The organism is Mesorhizobium sp. J18 (assembly GCF_007829525.1).
Classification (GTDB): Bacteria; Pseudomonadota; Alphaproteobacteria; order Rhizobiales; family Rhizobiaceae; genus VLJP01.
Genome location: NZ_VLJP01000034.1, coordinates 94,032 through 111,127 on the forward strand (window position 1 = coordinate 94,032; position 17,096 = coordinate 111,127).

Sequence of the window (17,096 nt, forward strand, 5' to 3'; positions counted from 1 at the left end):
GTTGATCGGTGCCGCATTTCGATCCACCCACAAAAAAGCGGGGCCCGAAGCCCCGCTTTCGTTTGCCGACTTTCGCCTATCAGCGCAGGCGTCCGCTCGCATGGGCGAGCATGGTGTAGACCTTGCCCGTATCGGAGGTGAGATAGGTCTGGGTCATGATGTTGTCGCGATCCGAGCGCGCAACGTCCTTCAACAGCTTTTCGAAGTCGCGGCAATACTGATCGACGGCGCTGCGGAACTCGGAATCCGCTTTGTACTTGCGCTGGATCTCGTCGAAAGTCTGCTGTCCCTTCAGGGTGTAGAGCCTGCGCGTGAAGATGTTCCTTTCGCCGCGCCGGTAACGATCCCAAAGCTCGATCGAAGCTTCGTGGTCGATAGCCCTGGCGATATCCACGGAAAGAGAGTTCAGCGATTCGACCACATGGAGGGCCGAACGATCCGGTTTCGGCATCGTGCCGGCCGATACAGGCTTTGGATCCGTATCCGCTTCCTCGCGCGAGGCGCCGCGCAGAAGATCGCGCACCCAACCGCCCTGCTGGGATGATGGGGCCGGGCGTGCCGGAGCAACAACAGGACGCTGTTCGGGCGCGGCAGGATTGCTGCCGGAAGGCGCCCTCGGGGCAACGCCGGAGGCCGAAAGCGACGACGGTGCGCCGTCACGCTTGCCTTGCGATGCATCATGGAGACGTCCGGATTTGGCGACGATCTCCGACAATTCCTTGAGCGCGTTCACCTGTTCGGTGATGGCGCGGCGCATGGCGGATGTCGATTCCTTCGCTTCCTCGGGAAGCTCGAATACGCCCTTCTTCATTTCGGCGCGGGTCTGTTCGAGCTCGGCACGGATCGCAGCGGCCGTCCTCCGCATCTCCTCGGTCGCGCCGGAGAAGCGGCTTGTGGCCGATTCAACGATCTCGGTGATCGCCTTGCGCATTCCTTCCGCGGAATCGCGGGTGCGGCCTTCGGCGGTCTCGATGACCCGTTCGACGAAATTCTCGAACGAATTGAGGATGCGTTCGATATTCTCCGACTTCTGGACAAGGCCCGTCGCAAGTTCATCAAGCGCTTCGTGCCGGTTTTCGAGCGAGGACGAGATGCTGTTCTGCGCCTTCGCCAGGAGTTCTGCCGCGCTTTCCAGAACCTTGCTATGTTCGTCGAAGCGTCCCGCTATCACGGAAATCTCCTTCAGCGTACGGCCCGAAAGGTCCGCGAGCCGGCCGGAATTCGCATTGATGAGGCTTGCCGAATTGGAGAAGGTCTCCGCGGCCTTTTCTGCGTTCGCGGCGAATTCCTGGGTCGTGCTGATGAGGCGGGTGTCGATATCCGACAGATTCTGCACGGCACGGGCAACGAGCTCTCCGAGATTTTCCGTCGAAGCGCCAAGACGCTCCAGCAGATTCCCGACATTGTCGGTGAGGCTGGCACGGGCGCTTTCGACAGCCTTCAGGGTTTCTGCGGTCCGGCTCGCGAGCGCGTTTATGAGCGCAGCGTTTTCTGCCTGCAGGCGCTCGGAGGTCTTTTGCGTGATCGCCTCGATGCTATGCTGCAGTTCACCACCGCTGGCCTCGAAACGCTCGACAAGCGGGCGCGCCGTCTCATCAAGAATGCGCGAGATTTCCGAGGTCCGCCCGGCGAGCATTGTGTTGAGCTCGCGGGTACGGGCCTCGAGCGTATTGACGGTCTCGCTCGTGCGCTTGCCGATATGCTCGTTGATGGTGGCAAAGGTCTGGGCGATCGTATCGGCGGTCGAAACGAGATCGGCCTGGGTCTGCGAAAGCTGTTGACCGACATGCTGGGCAAGCGACTCGGCGCTTTGGCGCAGCCGCGTCTCGGCATCCTCCACGCCGCTGCTGATGCCGGAGGCAACAGCCCGGGTACCGGAGGCAAGGCGGCTTTCTATGTCGCTCAGCGACTGGCCGATGGCCTCCGCACGAGCGGCGAGTTCCGCCGAGGTCTGATGTGTACGGGCAATGATGCGCTGATCGACCTCGTCAAAGGTCTTTGCGACCTCGTCAATGCGGGCCGAAAGGACATTCGCGCTCTCGTTCGTGCGGGCAGCCACGCGGCTATCGACGTTCTCGAACACCTGCGCGATCGCCTCTGCGCGTTCGGCAAGCGAATCCGATGTTTCCGCGATGCGCGCTGCAATGCGGCCGTCGATTTCATCGAAGCGCTGGGCGAATGCATCAGTGCGAAGCGCGATACGTCCGGCAGCGCCGTCGACGGTCTGGTCGATTTCGCTGATGCGGGCGCTGAGGGCCTGCGCTGCCTGCTCGATGCGGCTGGAAATGCGATCGGCGGTCCCGTCGAAGGACTGGTCGATCTCATTGGCCCGCGTGCCGAGAACCTGGGCGGCTTCTTCCATGCGAATGGCTATGCGATCCGCCGTGCTGTCGAAGGATTGATCGATCTCGCCGACGCGGGCAGCGAGTGCTTGCGCGGCTTCCTCGACGCGGGCGGCGATGCGATCCGCCGCTCCGTCGAAGGAATAGTCGATTTCGCTGATGCGCGTGCTGAGGGACTGGGCAGCCTCTTCGACACGCGAGGCTATGCGGTCGCCGATGCCGTCCACCGACTTGTCGAATTCGCTGACCCGCTGGCTGAGCGACTCCGCCGCCTGCTCGACCCGGATCGCAAGGCGATCAGCAGCACCGTCGAAGGAGTGATCGATTTCCTCGACGCGGGCGGAGAGCGTCTGGGCGGCAAGGTCGACGCGGGAGGCAATACGCTGGTCGGCGTCCTCGAATACCTTGGCCGTCTCTTCCGTCAGCGTCGTGGTGACTTCGAGCACCTTGTCGCGCAGCGATCCGGCCACCACGACCGCCGTGTTCTCCAGAGTCGTGCGGACATTGCCGATGCCGATGGACAGCGCACGTTCCATGGTCCCTGTGCGTTCTTCTATCACACCGGTGTGGCGGTCGAAGGCCTCGTTGATACGGGCGATTTCGGCCGAAATGGCGGAGGTCATTTCCTCGCGGCGGCGGCTTATGCCATCCAGATCCGCTTCGAGTGCCTGGGTAAAGGAAGCACGTGCTCCAGAAAGCGCCTGAATATGATTTTCGACGGAGGATTCGATGGCAAACCGGCTCTCGGCGAGCTTCTCCAAATCCGCCGCCAGGGCGCCCGATAGGCGTTCGCCGCTGTCGCCAAGCGTCCTGATTTGCTCCGCGATGGAGGTTTCCAGATTTGCCCGAGTTTCCGCCAGCTTGCGAATGTCGGCTTCGAGAGCTTCCGCAAGACGGGTGCGCCCATCTGCGAAAGCCTGCACCTGCCGCTCCACGGCCTCGTCGATCTGCCGCTGTGTCGAGGTGAGGCGTTCCAGATCGGCGTCAAGGGCGGCGGTAACCTTGGAACGGCCATCCATGAGGCGGGTGGCGAAGTCGTCAGCGGCAGTCGAGAGCTTTTCGAGATCGCCGTCCAGCGCGTTCATCACCTCGATCCGGCTGTCGGCCAGGCGGCGGCCGAAATCTTCTGCGGTGCTGGAGAGCTTGGCCAGATCCTCGTCGAGGGCGGCCGTCATCTGCGTGCGGCCGTCGGCGAGGCGTCGGGCAAAGTCGTCGGCGCGTTCCTCGAGCATTATGGAGGTGGAGGCGACGAGGTTCGCCAGTTCCTTGTCAAGGGCCGACTTGCCTTCCTCGATGGCGGTTGCGACATCTTGCTTGCCGCGCATGAAGGTCTCGGCGATCTCGCGCGTACGCTCGACAAGGCCCTCATTGATGCTGCGGGCCCGCGCCTCGAGCGCGGCGTTGAGCTTTTCAGTGCCCTTGTCCAGAGCCTCGGCGCGGGTCTGGAATTCGGCGATGAGGGATTGACCGCGCTCGGCCAGTGCCCGCTCCATCTCCCGCATCCGGTAATCGAATTCGCCGCTCAATCTGTCGGTCGCATTGCTGATGACCGAGGCAAGGCCGGAAATCCGGCTGTCGAAAAGCTGGCCGAATGTTTCAGCCACCTCGTCCGTTCGCTCGGCCAGGGTAGCGATGCGCGTGTCCAGCAGGCTGGCGAAGGCATCGCCCGAAGTGGTTATGCGCTCCGATATCGCGTCCAGACGCTGGTCGATTGCCGTTTGAATGGCATTGCTGGATCCATTGACGCGCTCGACGAGTGCATTGCCGGATTCCGAAAGTGTCGAAGCAAGCAGACGCGAAGCATTCTCGACATTGGCGGTAATCAGGTTTCCGGCATTCCCCAATTCCTCCTTGAGGAGTTCATGGGCTCCAGCGATCGACGCGCGAACACGTTCGGCGTGGTTGACAATGCCCTCCCGTTCGCTGCCGAGACCATCCACGAGCAGGCGGATCCGGGATTCGTTTTCCGAGTAAGCCCGTTCGAGTTCGTTGACCTCGGTGTGAACGAGCGTTTCCAACTCGACGGCGCGGGCGAGGGTGCGTTCGATACCGTCGCCCATGGCCTGCACTTCCCGGCGGATGGCCTGGCCGACCGTCATGACGCGCTCGTGGGCAAGATTTTCCGGCTCGGCGAGGCGGAACGCCAGTTCGGCCATGGATTGGGCGGTCATACGCATTTCCTGCGCGCGGCGAATCATCACCGCAAAACCCCAGAAAAGGACGATAGGAATGAAAATGCCGACGGCGATTCCGAGGGCGTAAGGGGCGGCCAGGAGTTCGGCCACGGAGCTGATCTGCCAGATCGCGGGCGCGTAAAGAAGATGTGCAAGTGCGAGCCCGCCAAGCGCCCACACCACCGAAAGAGCGGCAACGATCCAGTAGATTGTGCGCGGCGGACGCTTGTTCAGCCTCTGCTGAAGGATCCGGTAGTCCTTCTGCCGGTCATCGTTGGCAGGAGCAAAGGGCACCGCTGCCGTGGTCGGCGTATGGGAGGTTTCAGGTTCGGCGGGAGTGAGCGGGGCGGGCGCATCGGTTTTTGGCGCTGTCCCGTTTTCGGACGATTGGACCGCGCGATTTTCTGGCTCGACAGCCGTTTCCTCCTCGACGAACGCTTCCTCTGTTTCCTCGGCAACAGTTTCGAGGAGTTCCTTGGCCGCAGGGAAGGGCGGCAAGGTTTCGGGTTCTGCCGGGGCTTCCGCTTCTGCTTGGCGGCCTTCGCGTGCGAGCTCTTCTGCCGCCTTGGAGATCTGCGCTTCCAGATCCTCCATGGAGGCTGCGATGTCCAAGTCGTCGTCGCCCAGATCCTCGCCGGTCAGGTCGATGCTGAGCGCATCCTCCAGTTCCTTCGCGAAATCGCTGTCCAGATCTTGCTTGTTCGCTGTGTTACGCGCCATTGCCGCCTATACCCTGTACTATCCGCGAGCGTCCGTTTGCCGGTTATTGAAGCCCCGCCGGTTCAGTGGCTCGTTGCCCGCGATTTAAGGCTCAAAATTGACCGCCCGTATCGTAGTGGCACAGGGCGGTAAAGAAAACACGCATTTGGCCGAATGCGTAAAAGTTTAAACATAAGGTTAACGGGGGCTGTGCCGGATATCTGCCACTCGCCCGGCTGTGCCAACGTTTGTCCACACATTATGGCGGTGCTCTCTCGACAGGCGAGTGGCAATTCCGGCCGGAGATTCTGACTGAATCATGTTCACGTATTAATGAGAAATTCGCTCAGAAAGTGTTGAAAAATTGAAGGAATCTTCCGGTTTATCTGATGCCGGGTCAGAAGACTGCCAGATAGCGCAAGAGCGAAATGATGCCGATGATGATGACGATCACCTGAACGATCTGACGCATGCGGGCATCGAGCGGCAGACGCTGCACCAGCCAGAGCACCAGGATGATGACGAGGAACGTTATCAAAATGCTGATCAGTACGCTCATGGCAACTAACCCTCTCCGATGGAAAATACCGGTGACAACGGTTCCGCCTGCCCAATGGTTCCGGCTTGCCCGGCAGCCGGTGCGGGAGGATTACGAGGTCTGACGCGGATTGCCTGCGTTCGGCCGCCGCAGTTGACTCGCCCGAAAGAGCGATTATCTCCGCGTGAAGGTTCCTCCTGCCATTTCACTTCGGGATCATCGGCATGACCAAGATTTCCTATATCGCCTTTGATGGCACGCGTTTCGACGTCGAAGCCGAGAACGGCTCGACCGTCATGGAAAACGCCGTGCAGAACGGCGTGCCGGGGATCGAAGCGGAGTGCGGCGGCGCCTGCGCCTGCGCCACCTGCCACGTCTATGTGGATGAGGAATGGACGGCAGAGGTAGGCGAGCCGGAGGCCATGGAAGAGGACATGCTGGATTTCGCCTATGACGTGCGGCCGAATTCGCGCCTTTCCTGCCAGATCAGGGTTCGCGACGAATTGGACGGCCTCGTCGTCCGCGTACCGGAACGGCAAGGTTAGATCATTTTGCGGGCCGGCAGCGTCATATCGCGAAATCGGGTGCCGGTTTTGCAACAGCATTCGGCTGCACAAAGGGCAAGGATTGGCCCATGACCGCTGTTGCGACCAAGACAAACGTCCTTATCGTCGGCGCCGGCCCTGTCGGGCTCTTTGCCGTCTTCGAACTCGGCCTGCTCGACCTTAAATGCCATTTGATCGACATACTGGATCGCCCGGGTGGCCAGTGCGCCGAGCTCTATCCCGAGAAGCCTATCTATGACATTCCCGCGCTGCCGGTCGTCACCGGACAGGAACTGGTCGACCGGCTGATGGAGCAGATCAGGCCCTTCAAGCCTGAATTCACTTTCAATCGCATGGTTGCGAGCCTCGAGCGGCTGGAAGACGGTTCTTTTCAGGTGAAGACAGACGAAGGCGAGACCTTCGAGGCGAAGGTCGTGGTGATCGCCGCAGGGGGCGGCTCGTTCCAGCCGAAAAGGCCCCCCATTCCCGACATCGAGCAATTCGAGGGAAAGAGCGTCTTCTATTCCGTCCGCCATATGGAGGAATTCCGCGGTCACGACCTCCTGATCGTCGGCGGCGGGGATTCGGCGCTTGACTGGACGCTCAACCTGCAGCCGATAGCCCGCAGGCTCACATTGGTGCATCGGCGGCCGGAGTTCCGCGCCGCGCCGGACAGCGTCAACAAGATGTTCGCGCTGCAGGAGGAGGAGAAGCTCTCCTTCGAGATCGGGCAGGTGAGCGCGCTCAAGGGCGAGAACGGCAACCTGAGAGCAGCCGTGGTCAAGGGACCTAATGGCGACATCGAGGTGCCCTGCACGAGGCTGTTGCCCTTCTTCGGGCTGACGATGAAGCTCGGCCCCATTGCCGATTGGGGGCTTGACCTGCATGAAAACCTCATCCCCGTCGATACCGAGAAATTCGAGACATCGGAACCCGGCATCTTCGCCATTGGCGACATCAACCACTATCCGGGCAAGCTGAAGCTGATCCTTTCCGGCTTCCACGAGGCTGCGCTGATGGCGCAGGCCGCCAAACGGATCGTGAGTCCCGGGGAGCGCATCGTGTTTCAGTACACGACATCCTCCACGAGCCTGCAGAAGAAGCTCGGCGTGACCGGCTGATCAGCCGGGCAGTCGGCCTGCCTGAATTTGCTGAAGCCGATAATTCAGAAGCCGCAATATGCGGCTTTCGAAATTCTTGCTTTCGATCCTGTCGAAACGGTCTTGCGCGGCGTCATGCTCGGCCAGCACGCGCCGGGTGGTTTCCTGCGCCTTCTGGGCCATCGCCGCGCATGTAGGCATCGACCTCAGCTTTTGCAGTGTCCGCTCCATCTTGCGGGCATAATTCTTGGCGATGCTCAGATGGCTTTCCTCGTGGCGCTTGATGTCGCGTTCGAGCGTATCCCAGATCAGGCGCACGTCCTGTTCGGCCGATTTCCGGTTGCGCCAGCGCGGCAGGATCACCTTGGCTTTGACGCGCACATCGGCACTGACGATGCGGCAGCGCCCCTTGCCTTCGCCATAGCCGATCCGGGTCGTGAATTCCATCTGGGTAGCTCCGGGATGCCGGCGTCCGGTGCTGCGCACATGCGGTCCGCGCGCGTCAAGCTGCTTCTCGATTTCCTCTAGGGTGTTTCCGCCAATGGAGAAATAGCTGAAAGTGCGGGATAAACTGGCGCCCGAAGCAGGGGCGACCGCGGTTGTTGCTATGATGAGGGCGAACAGGATCTTGTGCAACTGGCTGGTGCCTCCGATCAAACATTGCGCCATCGGTCTGATGGACGCAACGAAAAAAGCACGAGCCGTTCCCCGGCCCAATGAGAGTGATAATCAACTGTGTGTTGATTTTGTGCTGAAACAACAGCACAAGCTTTTTCCAGGGAGCGATGATGACTGGTCGAAACTGGAAACTGGCGCACGGTCGTGAACTCACCCTCGGAGAGGAGGGATTGATCATGGGCGTGCTGAACGTCACACCCGACAGTTTCTCCGACGGCGGAAGGTTCAGCAGCGTCGCTGAGGCCGTCGCCGAAGCAGAGACAATGGCGGCGGAGGGTGCCGCGATCATCGATATCGGCGGAGAATCCACGCGCCCGGGCGCCAAGTCCGTTTCCCTGAAGGAGGAGCAGGCCCGGATCCTGCCTGTGATAGACGCCCTTGCCGGCCGGCCCGACATCATCCTGTCGGTAGACACCTATCGCGAGCAGACGGCACGGAAGGCGGTGGAGGCCGGTGCCCATATCGTCAACGACGTCTGGGGTCTGCAACGCGAGCCCGGAATTGCCAGGCTTGCAGCCGAAACGGGGGCAGGGCTGGTAATCATGCATACCGGACGTGAGCGTGAAAAGCTTCCGGACGTCATCGCGGATCAATTCGCCTTCCTGCGCCGTTCCCTGGAAATCGCGCGGAAAGCGGGCGTTTCCGACGAACAGATCGTGCTCGATCCAGGCTTCGGCTTCGCCAAGGAGACCGCGGAGGAAAACCTCGAACTCATGGCCCGCTTCAATGAACTGGCCGGTTTGGATTTCCCGCTGCTTGTCGGGACATCGCGCAAGCGGTTCATCGGTCAGGTGACGGGCAGGGATGCGGGCGAACGGGCAATGGGCACGGCAGCCACAAGCGTCATTTTGCGGCTGGCAGGCGCTTCGGTTTTCCGGGTGCACGATGTCGCGCCGAACAGGGACGCAATCCGGATGGCTGATGCTATTCTGCGCTACAAGGTGTAGCCGTTCCCATGTCGAGGTAACAGTGTCCAGTGACAACAGCGCCCGCGTCTTTCTCGGGCTCGGAGGCAATATCGGCGATCCGGCGCGCGCCATGGCGGATGCCCTGCAGGCTCTGGACGCAACGCTTGGGACGAGCGTTGCAGCGGTATCGTCCCTCCACCGAACTCCTCCTTGGGGGAAGGTCGACCAGCCGGACTTCCTGAATATAGTCGCAGAGATACGCACGGATCTTCGACCACATGCCCTGTTGCAGCTTTGCCTGGACATCGAACGTTCGCAGCGGCGGATAAGGCGCGAAAGATGGGGGCCCCGGACCATCGATATCGATATTCTGATATATGATGATCTGAATATATCGGAGGAGGGACTCGAGATTCCGCATCCGCGCATGGCTGAGCGCGCTTTTGTCCTTGTGCCACTGGCCGAAATCGCGCCGGATCAGCTTGTGGACGGAAAGCCGGCGCACAAGTTGCTGTCTTCCCTCGATACCTCGGGTATCGTCAGGCAGCCCGGTGGCCGGGACTGGTGGCGCGGCTGACCGTCATTTCGCAGTTTCGGATTCGGTCCCGGCCAGCATTCCCGCCGTCTCGTCGTTCAGCGCGCGCCCGGCCCGGCGCGGTTGTGCCAGCGGTGCAGGAACTGGCATATTGCTCGCCATGTAGTTCCGGCCGGCGGTGATGCCGCCGACAAGCTGTGCCTCCAGACGCGCCTGGTCGCGATGGCGCACATCGGCCACGATCTCCGCCGCCTCGTCGGGGTCCACGCCCAGCTTCTCCAGGGCGACCCGACCGAAAACCAGAGCGGATTCGACGGTTTCGCGGATCTGGAAATCGATACCTTCCCTAATGAGCTGCAAGGCGCTGCCGCGATCATAGGCTCGTGCCAGCACCGGAGTGAGCGGGAACTCGCTTTTGATCCGTTCAACGATTGTGCGGGTTGCGTCGGGATTGTCGACGCACACCAGTATCGCTTCGGCGTTGTCTGCGCCGGCTGCGTGGAGAATATCGAGCCGGGTGCCGTCGCCATAATAGACCTTGAAGCCGAAAGTCGCCGCGGCGCGGATCATTTCGACGTCATTGTCGATGATCGAGACATCGACGCCGCGCAGGAGCAGCGGTTGGCTGACGATCTGTCCGAAACGGCCAAAGCCGATGATGAGCACGCGACCCTGAAGTCCTTCTGCGACATCGATGCCGTCCATGGAAACCTTGCCCTCGGGAAGGATCCAGCGCAGGGAAAGCATGAGCAAGGGCGTCAATGCCATCGAGATGATGACGGTGGCGGTCAAAACCGCATTTGTCGATGCGTTGAGGATCCCGACGCTTGCCGCGGAAGCGAAAAGAACGAAGGCGAATTCGCCGCCCTGGGCAAGGAGGGCAGCGCGGGTAAGCGCTTCGGCGTGGTTGGCCTTCAGAAGACGGGCGACCGTATAGATGCCGGCCGATTTCAGGGCCATATAGACCACGACCGCCATTGCGATCAGCGGCCATTCGCGGGCGATCACGCCAAGATCGAGCGACATGCCGACGCCGAGGAAGAACAGGCCCAGCAGGATGCCGCGGAAGGGCTCGATATCGGCTTCGAGCTGATGGCGGAAGGTCGATTCCGAAAGCAGGACGCCGGCGAGGAAGGCGCCCATGGCCATTGAGAGGCCGCCAAGTTGCATGGCAAGTGCTGCGCCGAGCACGACGAGCAATGCGGCAGCCGTCATCACCTCGCGGGCATGCGACAGCGCCAGAAGCTGAAACATGGGATTGAGCAGCCAGCGACCAGCAGCCACGAGCGCGGCAAGCGAGGCAAGCGCGATCAGGATCGCATTCAGCCGCGACATGGCATCCCCTTCGTGGGATCCAGGGGCCATAAAGGCGACAAGGGCGAGCAGGGGGACGATTGCGAGGTCTTCCAGAAGCAGGATGGAGACTACTCGCTGCCCCTGGGGCGTGGCGACATCCCCGCGCTCGTCGAGCAATTGCATCACAATGGCGGTGGAGGACAGCACGAATCCCATGCCGGCGACAAAGGCGACCAGCGGTGAAAATCCCATCACGATCCCGGCACCCGTCAGGAGCGCGCCGCATATTGCGACCTGGGCCGCCCCGAGGCCGAATATCTCACGTCTCAGTCCCCAAAGCCGCGATGGCTGCATCTCAAGGCCGATAACGAAGAGGAACATCACCACGCCGAGTTCGGCAACGTGCAGGATCGCTTGCGGATCCGAAAACAGGCCGATGCCGAAGGGACCGATGATCAGGCCCGCTGTCAGGTAACCGAGAACCGAGCCAAGACCCAGCCGCTTGAAGATCGGAACGGCTATGACGCCGGCGGCAAGAAGCGCCACCACCTGCACCAGATCGCTTCCGCCAGCCTCAGCAGCCATCATGTCTCTCCGCAATTCACCATGCCGCCGCGCAAGTGCGTCTTTCCGGAGAGATCACCGATGGAAGGCCGACCTCACCGGAGGCTTGATGCCACTATCGGAGCCATAAGCGGGACTGGCAAGCAGGAGTGTTATCGTGCAACCGCCACGGAACCGACCGGGCCGGTGTCGGTCCGTTTCAGATTCATTCCGATGACAGGCACCATCTCTTCCGCAACGCGTACAGAAACGGTGATGTTCATGGTGTTTTTGTCGGAGAGATGGGCTAGCATGGCGCCGTTGAGCGCGTTGCGAACGAGCGAGAAGACGACCTTCTTGCCCTTCACCGTACCACCCGTGACATCAAGACCCTTGCCGGCTGCACCGTCCATGAAGGTGCCCCGATACTCTCCCGGCGCCTTGCGCTCGACGCTTGCCGACATGTTCTGGGTGAACATGCCGACCCGGCAACCGCCGTCAAGCGTCATGCCGACCTTGCCTTCGGGTGTGGTGCCTTCGAAGTTGCAGACGAATTTCGTGCCCTTGTACTTGCCGGCGACGATCTCGCCGGGGCCGGACCATTGCCCCTGTACTGATTCGAAGAACTTCTGTTCACGATCGGATGCTGAAGCGGCCTCCGGCGCGATCAGGGCGGCTGCTACGGCCACAAAGGGGACAAAAGCGTACTGACGTGCGCGTTGGAACATCTTACCGGCAACCACTGACTCGCGGGTGAAAATCTCTCCAGACCATGAAGCGGAATGGTTAATGCTTCGCTATCATGACCAGACTGCAAGCATATGCGAGTGTCGGAAGTGTTCAAGTTCAATCTTTCGAAGCGCCGGAGGCTTGCCGCTTCGAGGCGAAATTCGTCAGGGCTAAGAGAAAATCGCCGATGCCTGGGCGCTTTACCGCACTGAAGGGCAGGGGTCGCGCTGTTTCCATCGCCGCTATGCCAATCCGTGCCGTCATCATGCCATTGACGACGCCTTCGCCGAGCTTGGCCGACAGACGGGCCGCCAGTCCATGACCGACGATCTGCTGTACAAGGCTGTCGCCGGCAGCGATTGAGCCGGTTACGGCCAGATGTGCCAGCACGCTGCGCGCCAGGCGGAAAAATCCCAGGGTCCCCGGCCGTCCGCCATAAAGCTCGGCCAGCCGCCGGATGAGCCGTCCGGCTTCGAAAACCACATAGGCGACATCAACCAGTGCGCGCGGGCTTACCGCGGTGACAATGGAGACACGCTTGGCTGCATCGAGAACCAGCTTCTGTGCGGCAGCGTCCAGGGGAGCGAGAAGTTCAGTTTCGGCCAAACGAACGAGATTGGCGCCATCTATCACGTCGTCTTTGAGTTCCGCCAGAGTTCTACGTCCCGCCGCGGTTTCCGGTTTCCCAGCCAGGAAACCGGAGAGATCGTCCACGAGACTGCGCGCCGCCCCTGGGTCGTCGCGGGCAATGGCGTCGAGCGCGCGCAATTGCAGCTTCTCGACCGAAGCCAGCCGCATAATGCCGGCCAGTTCGCGCGCCAGGATGACGAGGAGCGCGACAAGGGCGATCGCAGCAATGCCCGCCGCCAGCCAGCCTAGCCATTCGGCGCGGGCAAACAGGTCGCGGATGAGCTGGTCGACCCACAGCCCTATTGCAAGCGAGATCAGAATGCCCAAAGCGGCCGTGAAGACCGTGCCAAGGCGCGAAGGCCGGCGGCGAGGCGAAGCCGGCGGCGGCTCCGCCAGTGCCAGTTCCTCTTCGTCGAAGACGTCGAAGGCAGCCGGAGTGACCACGGCCGCGTCGTCGGCCCGGACGGCGCGCGGCTTGCGGGGCGTGGAAGCTTCCGGCCTGGATTTTTCAGGCTCGGCCTCGGGCTTCGGCTTATCGAGGCGGAAGGCGGCTGGGCGGCGCTTTTCCGTCATGCCAGATAGTCTCCGAGAAGGAACTGGAGGGCTCGGTCCAGGCGGATATGCGGCAGTGAGAGGGTGATGCCCTCGGCCGTTCGCTCGAGCTTGGGAGGGCGAAAGCGTACGAAGCGGATCATCTGCTCGTCGGGTTTCGACGGTTCTTCACCACCTTTGAAGATCATGTGAGGTTTTTCCGGCAAGTCACCGGGAAATATGGCAGTTTCAGTCTTTCCATCGAATGTCTCGCCATTGATCGTCTCGCCTGCCAATGGGGTGCCAATAATGACCGGCAAAATCTCCCGTCCTTGCTTGACGGTGCCTTCGCGGGTGGCGCGTACCGCGGCCATTGCGACGACATCCACCGTCGCACCGGAGAAATCGGCGCGGGCAATCGCCCGCTCCGTCAGCCTGCGTACGATTGCCTGCAAGCGGTCATGGCTTTCATGGTGCAGGTGATCCGCCTTGGTCGCGGCGATCAGGATCCGGTCGATCCGGCGCGATACGAGATCGGTCAGAAAATTGCCGCGGCCCGGCCGGAAGCAGGCGAGAATTTCGGTCAGCGCCCTTTCGAGATCGGCGACAGCCGCCGGTCCGGCATTGAGGGCCTGCATGGCATCGATCAGCACGATCTGCCGGTCAAGCCTGGTGATGTGCTCGTGGAAGAACGGTTTGACCACATGAGTCTTATAGGCCTCGTAGCGCCGCTCCATCATCGCGTGAAGCGATCCCCGGCGGGCATGCTTGTCGCCGAGGCCGGGCAAGGGCGCGAAGGTTAGTGCGGGCGAGCCTTCCAGATCGCCCGGCATCAGGAAACGGCCGGGCGGAAGCGTGGACAGCGCAGTCGAATCCGTCTTGCAGGCCCGCAGATAGGCGGTAAAACCCTCCGCCAGGCGACGCGCCGTCATCTCGTCCGCATCGGCGTCCGGATTGATTTCGGCGGCCAGCTTCCGCCAATCGGCCGAAAGCTCCCGCCGCACCGGCAGATCGGCCAGTTCGAAGGCGTCGCGGGAGAATTCCGCGTAGTCCTTGCCGAGAAGAGGCAGGTCGAGCAGCCATTCGCCGGGATAATCCACGATATCCAGCGATATGCGCCCGCGGGAGAAGAGCCGACTCCAGCCGGAAGCGGATTCGAATTCAATCGTCAGGCGCAGCTCGGAGATAGCACGGGTCGATTCCGGCCATATGCGTTCATCGACAAGGGCGGCGATGTGGTCTTCGTACTGGAAGCGCGGCACCGCGTCGTCCGGCTGATGCTCGAGGAAGGCACGGGCGATGCGGCCGGATTTCTGCGCCTCGAACAGCGGCAGCCTGCCSCCATGGACCAGATTGTGGACGAGAGCAGAGATGAACACCGTCTTGCCTGCTCGCGAAAGGCCCGTCACCCCCAGTCTCACGGAAGGCGATACCAGCCCGGCTGCGCGCCCGGCGAGCGTATCCAGGGCGATTCGCGCCTCGTCGGTAAAGGTTGTCAGCGAAGCCAATTACGAAATTCCCCGCTTTCGGAAATTTCCGATATAGGGGGTTGTTTGCCGTTTTGAAACCGCAGCTTACAGATCGGCAGGAGTGACAAAGGCCTCAAGCGTGCCGGTTCCCGGACCCAATGACTGCCAATCGCCGCTGAATGTCAGCACTGCCAGTCCGGATGTGGGGAAGCCGGAAGCGATGGCTTCCGTGGCTGTGCCTTTTCCGGCGGGCAGGGCAATTGCCAGATCCTCCACCATCGGATTGTGGCCGACGAGCAGAAGCGCAGCTGCCGAGTCTGCAAATTCCCTGATGAGACGCACATGCCCCGCGGCGTCGGTGCTGTAAAGCGCCTCCAGGTAATCCACCTTGGGCTCACCGGCAGTCAGAGCGGGAGCCACGCATTCCCAGGTCTGCTGGGCTCTTACGGCGGTCGAGCAAAGCACGAGATCGGGAAGATAGCCTGCTGTTTGCATCTGCCTTCCCATGGCCTCGGCATCGGAACGGCCCGAGGCGGTCAGCGGGCGGTCATGGTCGCGCATTCCCGCCTGTGCCCACCCGGCCTGCGCATGACGAAGGAGGAACAGACGGTTCATCGCGAGATTCCCTTGGGTTCCACGGTCGGTTCTGTCCGTCTAACCCCAGAATCGGAGCGGCGCAACGCGGCGCCGGGAGGCAGAATTCAACAAGAAAGATCGTCTCTGTCGAATTTCTGACACGAACTGCGTTCTATCAGCACAGCCGACGAGGTGCTTCTCTCGACGCAGGGTTGAGGGGAGGCGCTAACAAAAACGTGAGCGTTGGGCCCTTTGTGCTTGTAGGACCAGTGGCGCCCGAATATATAGGCGCCGACTTGTCAGTTGTTGGGGTGAGTCGATGAACGATCTCGTTGATGCCGATTATGTTCCCTCCGAAACTGAACCCTTCATGAATGAGCGGCAAAGGGCATATTTCCGCGCCAAGCTGACTGCTTGGAAGAACGAGATCCTCAAGGAAGCTCGCGAGACGCTGGAAGCACTGCAGCGCGAAAATGCAAATCACCCCGACCTTGCTGACCGGGCCTCGTCGGAAACCGACCGCGCCATAGAACTGAGAGCGCGCGACCGCCAGCGCAAGCTGATCGCCAAGATCGATGCTGCACTGCAGCGGATCGAAGACGGCACTTACGGCTTCTGCGAGGAGACGGGAGAGCCGATCTCGCTCAAGCGTCTCGACGCCCGCCCGATCGCTACTTTGTCAATCGAGGCACAAGAGCGTCACGAGCGCCGCGAAAAGGTCTATCGCGACGACTGAGAAAGGAGGGCATCCTTTTCCGGATGCCCGGGTTTCCGGCTTCACCGCCGGTTGTCCGAGAGTTCTTCCAGAAGCCTGCTCATCTCGTCTTCCAGCGATTCGTCGGATTGCTTCCGCGATTCGCGAGCTTCCTCGGTCCCTATATCGATATCGTCGAGCATCGGTTCGGAATATGCGGTCTCGTCGGATTGGGCCGGGCCCGCTTCCACGGCAGGCGCTGCAACTGCGCTTGCCGCAGCCGGTGCCGCCCGGATCACAGGCTCGGAAGAAACCTGCCGGCCCTGCGCAACGCCCTCCCGGGCAGGGGCGGCAATCTCAGCTTCCGCCAGCTCGAAAACAGATTCGTCGATTTCCACGTCACCGCGATCATCCGGTGCGGTGCTGCGCGGCGCGGCGGTCATCGCCGCTGCGGTCGCGACGTTTGCTGCCTGAGGCTTGAGGCTGTCCTGTTTGGTCTGAGCGGCGAGGACGGGTTCTGATTTCAAGGGAACCACCGTGGCACTTTGCGCCGTGGGCGCGGTTGATGGTGCGGAAACGGTAGGTGCGGGGGCCGGAGCCGGAGCAGATGGTGAGACTGGGCGGATTTCTTCGCGCGGGGCTTCGCGCGTTGCAGGGGCTGGCGTGTCTACGGGAGCGGGGACGGGCGCAGGCTCCTGTCTCGGCTTCTCCTCTTCTGTCCGAAAAGCCGGTTCCTCGGAAATTTCCCGGATATTCTGTTCGATGACAATGTCGCTCGGGCCACCAATCAGGATCAGATGCTCGACATCGTCGCGGCGGACCAATACCAGCCTGCGGTGACTGTCCACAGCCGTTGCATCGGTCACGGCAAGCCGCGGCCGACGGTTGCGGCCYCCCGCCMCGAAGGTGCCGAAGGTAAAGCTGCGCACGATTCGGATGAGAATCAGAAGGATCAGGAGCAGGATCAGCGCAGCAACGGTCCACATCAATGCGGAGGCATAGCTTTCGCCTGCTATGTTGACAAACCATTCGCGCATTCCGTCACTCCACCTCGCTATTCTCGTTAGCCGGTCAAACTAGGCACCTGGGCCGGAGCCTTCAAGTTGGCA

14 protein-coding genes are annotated in these 17,096 nt (G+C 61.6%); 5 read left to right on the forward strand and 9 right to left on the reverse strand.

Annotated features, from left to right (window positions below; genetic code table 11):
• Positions 1 to 79: 79 nt before the first annotated feature.
• Positions 80 to 5,236 (reverse strand): kinesin, encoded by a 5,157-nt coding sequence (locus L598_RS13475; RefSeq protein ID WP_144863204.1) that lies wholly within the window; start codon positions 5,234 to 5,236, stop codon positions 80 to 82.
• A gap of 376 nt (positions 5,237 to 5,612) precedes the next feature.
• Complete coding sequence (locus L598_RS13480; protein WP_144863206.1) at positions 5,613 to 5,774, reverse strand: Thivi_2564 family membrane protein; 162 nt, start codon at positions 5,772 to 5,774, stop codon at positions 5,613 to 5,615.
• Between the two features lie 203 nt (positions 5,775 to 5,977).
• Between L598_RS13480 and L598_RS13485 the strand changes: the two genes are divergently transcribed.
• Together L598_RS13485 and L598_RS13490 are read left to right on the forward strand one after the other, a co-directional pair.
• The gene (locus tag L598_RS13485) at positions 5,978 to 6,298 is read left to right on the forward strand and encodes a 2Fe-2S iron-sulfur cluster-binding protein (RefSeq protein ID WP_144863208.1); all 321 of its coding nucleotides are present in this window, start codon (positions 5,978 to 5,980) and stop codon (positions 6,296 to 6,298) included.
• A gap of 89 nt (positions 6,299 to 6,387) precedes the next feature.
• Positions 6,388 to 7,419: an NAD(P)/FAD-dependent oxidoreductase gene (locus L598_RS13490; RefSeq protein WP_144863210.1), complete on the forward strand. Its 1,032-nt coding sequence runs from the start codon at positions 6,388 to 6,390 to the stop codon at positions 7,417 to 7,419.
• On the opposite strand, the gene L598_RS13495 is transcribed toward L598_RS13490, so the two are convergent.
• Entirely contained in the window at positions 7,420 to 8,034 is a 615-nt protein-coding gene (locus tag L598_RS13495) for a DUF922 domain-containing protein (protein ID WP_246658752.1), read from the reverse strand.
• A 152-nt stretch (positions 8,035 to 8,186) separates the two neighbouring features.
• Here L598_RS13495 and folP point away from each other — a divergent pair, with 152 nt between their 5' ends.
• Both folP and folK read left to right on the forward strand, forming a co-directional pair.
• The gene (gene folP, locus L598_RS13500; RefSeq protein WP_144863214.1) at positions 8,187 to 9,023 is read left to right on the forward strand and encodes a dihydropteroate synthase; all 837 of its coding nucleotides are present in this window, start codon (positions 8,187 to 8,189) and stop codon (positions 9,021 to 9,023) included.
• A 22-nt stretch (positions 9,024 to 9,045) separates the two neighbouring features.
• Positions 9,046 to 9,561, forward strand: coding sequence for a 2-amino-4-hydroxy-6-hydroxymethyldihydropteridine diphosphokinase (gene folK, locus L598_RS13505; RefSeq protein ID WP_144863216.1), 516 nt, complete (start codon positions 9,046 to 9,048; stop codon positions 9,559 to 9,561).
• 3 nt (positions 9,562 to 9,564) lie between these two features.
• Here folK and L598_RS13510 read toward each other — a convergent pair whose 3' ends face one another.
• The 5 genes from L598_RS13510 to L598_RS13530 all read right to left on the reverse strand — a co-directional run bounded on the left by L598_RS13510 (position 9,565) and on the right by L598_RS13530 (position 15,332).
• Positions 9,565 to 11,400, reverse strand: a complete 1,836-nt coding sequence (locus L598_RS13510; RefSeq protein WP_144863218.1) for a monovalent cation:proton antiporter-2 (CPA2) family protein — start codon at positions 11,398 to 11,400, stop codon at positions 9,565 to 9,567.
• A gap of 131 nt (positions 11,401 to 11,531) precedes the next feature.
• Positions 11,532 to 12,086 carry a hypothetical protein gene (locus tag L598_RS13515; RefSeq protein WP_144863220.1) on the reverse strand — a complete coding sequence of 185 codons (555 nt, stop codon included), beginning with the start codon at positions 12,084 to 12,086 and terminating at the stop codon, positions 11,532 to 11,534.
• Between the two features lie 118 nt (positions 12,087 to 12,204).
• A complete protein-coding gene (locus L598_RS13520) occupies positions 12,205 to 13,290 on the reverse strand; it encodes a TIGR01620 family protein (RefSeq protein WP_144863222.1) in 1,086 nt (361 codons plus the stop codon).
• On the reverse strand, positions 13,287 to 14,756 hold the full coding sequence (locus L598_RS13525) for a YcjX family protein (RefSeq protein WP_144863223.1): 1,470 nt from the start codon (positions 14,754 to 14,756) through the stop codon (positions 13,287 to 13,289). Before L598_RS13525 ends, L598_RS13520 begins: the two co-directional genes overlap by 4 nt.
• A gap of 66 nt (positions 14,757 to 14,822) precedes the next feature.
• The gene (locus L598_RS13530; RefSeq protein WP_144863225.1) at positions 14,823 to 15,332 is read right to left on the reverse strand and encodes a histidine phosphatase family protein; all 510 of its coding nucleotides are present in this window, start codon (positions 15,330 to 15,332) and stop codon (positions 14,823 to 14,825) included.
• 280 nt (positions 15,333 to 15,612) lie between these two features.
• Here L598_RS13530 and dksA point away from each other — a divergent pair, with 280 nt between their 5' ends.
• Positions 15,613 to 16,029, forward strand: a complete 417-nt coding sequence (gene dksA / locus L598_RS13535; RefSeq protein WP_144863226.1) for an RNA polymerase-binding protein DksA — start codon at positions 15,613 to 15,615, stop codon at positions 16,027 to 16,029.
• A 41-nt stretch (positions 16,030 to 16,070) separates the two neighbouring features.
• Here dksA and L598_RS13540 read toward each other — a convergent pair whose 3' ends face one another.
• Positions 16,071 to 17,024 (reverse strand): flagellar biosynthetic protein FliO, encoded by a 954-nt coding sequence (locus L598_RS13540; RefSeq protein ID WP_144863228.1) that lies wholly within the window; start codon positions 17,022 to 17,024, stop codon positions 16,071 to 16,073.
• Positions 17,025 to 17,096: the final 72 nt, after the last annotated feature.

Excerpts from the sequence above, each read along its gene's own strand:
- L598_RS13510 (WP_144863218.1), bottom strand. The coding sequence starts at position 11,400 with ATGGCTGCTGAGGCTGGCGGAAGCGATCTGGTGCAGGTGGTGGCGCTT.
- L598_RS13480 (WP_144863206.1), bottom strand. The coding sequence starts at position 5,774 with ATGAGCGTACTGATCAGCATTTTGATAACGTTCCTCGTCATCATCCTG.
- L598_RS13490 (WP_144863210.1), top strand. The coding sequence starts at position 6,388 with ATGACCGCTGTTGCGACCAAGACAAACGTCCTTATCGTCGGCGCCGGC.
- L598_RS13475 (WP_144863204.1), bottom strand. The coding sequence starts at position 5,236 with ATGGCGCGTAACACAGCGAACAAGCAAGATCTGGACAGCGATTTCGCG.
- dksA (WP_144863226.1), top strand. The coding sequence starts at position 15,613 with ATGAACGATCTCGTTGATGCCGATTATGTTCCCTCCGAAACTGAACCC.
- L598_RS13530 (WP_144863225.1), bottom strand. The coding sequence starts at position 15,332 with ATGAACCGTCTGTTCCTCCTTCGTCATGCGCAGGCCGGGTGGGCACAG.
- L598_RS13520 (WP_144863222.1), bottom strand. The coding sequence starts at position 13,290 with ATGACGGAAAAGCGCCGCCCAGCCGCCTTCCGCCTCGATAAGCCGAAG.
- L598_RS13485 (WP_144863208.1), top strand. The coding sequence starts at position 5,978 with ATGACCAAGATTTCCTATATCGCCTTTGATGGCACGCGTTTCGACGTC.
- L598_RS13515 (WP_144863220.1), bottom strand. The coding sequence starts at position 12,086 with ATGTTCCAACGCGCACGTCAGTACGCTTTTGTCCCCTTTGTGGCCGTA.
- folP (WP_144863214.1), top strand. The coding sequence starts at position 8,187 with ATGACTGGTCGAAACTGGAAACTGGCGCACGGTCGTGAACTCACCCTC.